Annotated in this window: 1 rRNA gene and 1 other annotated feature (1 of these 2 cut by a window edge); the gene reads right to left on the bottom strand. The window is 55.3% G+C overall.

The features are described from left to right. Positions 1-134, bottom strand: a sequence feature (mutual gap in cmsearch alignment for this rRNA model is longer than 100); it reaches 2,639 nt to the left of the window's first position. A gap of 46 nt (positions 135-180) precedes the next feature. Beyond that, a 16S ribosomal RNA gene (locus tag ITJ44_RS13410) occupies positions 181-1,701 on the bottom strand. Positions 1,702-2,107: the final 406 nt, after the last annotated feature.

Raw genomic sequence — 2,107 nt, 5'->3', positions numbered from 1 at the left:
CCCTCGACACACCGAACCACGTTCCCACCCCACAAGGAGGCGTACTAGCAGCCCGACACATCAGCCGGCATCAATGTCAATGTTCCACCCATGAGCGCCACCACCAGGACATACGCCTGACGCGTGACTTGGCACCTATGATCTCCCTGTATACAGAGGAGAGGTGCACATGCTCCTTAGAAAGGAGGTGATCCAGCCGCACCTTCCGGTACGGCTACCTTGTTACGACTTAGTCCTAATCACCGATCCCACCTTCGACAGCTCCTCCCTTGCGGTTAGGCCACTGGCTTCGGGTGTTACCGACTTTCATGACTTGACGGGCGGTGTGTACAAGGCCCGGGAACGTATTCACCGCAGCGTTGCTGATCTGCGATTACTAGCGACTCCGACTTCATGAGGTCGAGTTGCAGACCTCAATCCGAACTGAGACCGGCTTTTTGGGATTCGCTCCACCTTACGGTATCGCAGCCCTTTGTACCGGCCATTGTAGCATGCGTGAAGCCCAAGACATAAGGGGCATGATGATTTGACGTCATCCCCACCTTCCTCCGAGTTGACCCCGGCAGTCTCCTATGAGTTCCCACCATTACGTGCTGGCAACATAGAACGAGGGTTGCGCTCGTTGCGGGACTTAACCCAACATCTCACGACACGAGCTGACGACAACCATGCACCACCTGTATACCGACCTTGCGGGGCGCACATCTCTGCACGTTTCCGGTATATGTCAAGCCTTGGTAAGGTTCTTCGCGTTGCATCGAATTAATCCGCATGCTCCGCCGCTTGTGCGGGCCCCCGTCAATTCCTTTGAGTTTTAGCCTTGCGGCCGTACTCCCCAGGCGGGGAACTTAATGCGTTAGCTGCGACACGGAGACCGTGGAATGGTCCCCACATCTAGTTCCCAACGTTTACGGCATGGACTACCAGGGTATCTAATCCTGTTCGCTCCCCATGCTTTCGCTCCTCAGCGTCAGTTACGGCCCAGAGATCTGCCTTCGCCATCGGTGTTCCTCCTGATATCTGCGCATTCCACCGCTACACCAGGAATTCCAATCTCCCCTACCGCACTCTAGTCTGCCCGTACCCACTGCAGACCCGAGGTTGAGCCTCGGGATTTCACAGCAGACGCGACAAACCGCCTACGAGCTCTTTACGCCCAATAATTCCGGACAACGCTTGCACCCTACGTATTACCGCGGCTGCTGGCACGTAGTTAGCCGGTGCTTTTTCTGCAGGTACCGTCACTTTCGCTTCTTCCCTACTAAAAGAGGTTTACAACCCGAAGGCCGTCATCCCTCACGCGGCGTTGCTGCATCAGGCTTTCGCCCATTGTGCAATATTCCCCACTGCTGCCTCCCGTAGGAGTCTGGGCCGTGTCTCAGTCCCAGTGTGGCCGGTCACCCTCTCAGGCCGGCTACCCGTCGTAGGCTTGGTGAGCCATTACCTCACCAACAACCTGATAGGCCGCGAGTCCATCCCCAACCGAAATTCTTTCCACGACCAGACCATGCGGCCAATCGTCATATCCGGTATTAGCTACCATTTCTAGCAGTTATCCCAGAGTCGGGGGCAGGTTACTCACGTGTTACTCACCCGTTCGCCACTGATCCGCCAGAGCAAGCTCTGACATCACCGTTCGACTTGCATGTGTTAAGCACGCCGCCAGCGTTCGTCCTGAGCCAGGATCAAACTCTCCATAAATGCTTAAACGCACGACCACCCGAAAGCAGCCGGCACATCTAAAGCCAGACGTGAACGGGAATCGAACACGAACCAGCAAGTTTGAAACCGACAGAACAAATCATTACTGACTTGCTTGTTTGTTTAAATGTATTCCAAAGGAATCCGAAACGAGCATCCGAAGGACACCCGCAACGGGTATTTGGCATTTGACATTGTGCACGCTGTTGAGTTCTCAAGGAACGGACGCTCCCGACACCGACCATCACAGCCAGCCATCGGAGCTCACACTCCACCGCTCCCCGTGGGAGTGATCCAGACAACAAAGCCCAGCACTCACGTCGGAAGCAGAATCAGACCCTAGCTCAGTTGATGGTAAACACGCAACCCTTCAGGGCCACGGCAACTTCTGTTTCACCAGGATCAC

The organism is Clavibacter sp. VKM Ac-2873, assembly GCF_015351075.1.
Taxonomy (GTDB): Bacteria; Actinomycetota; Actinomycetes; order Actinomycetales; family Microbacteriaceae; genus Clavibacter.
Note: the sequence above shows the minus strand (reverse complement) of the source record. Positions and strands in the feature narration are given on the sequence as shown.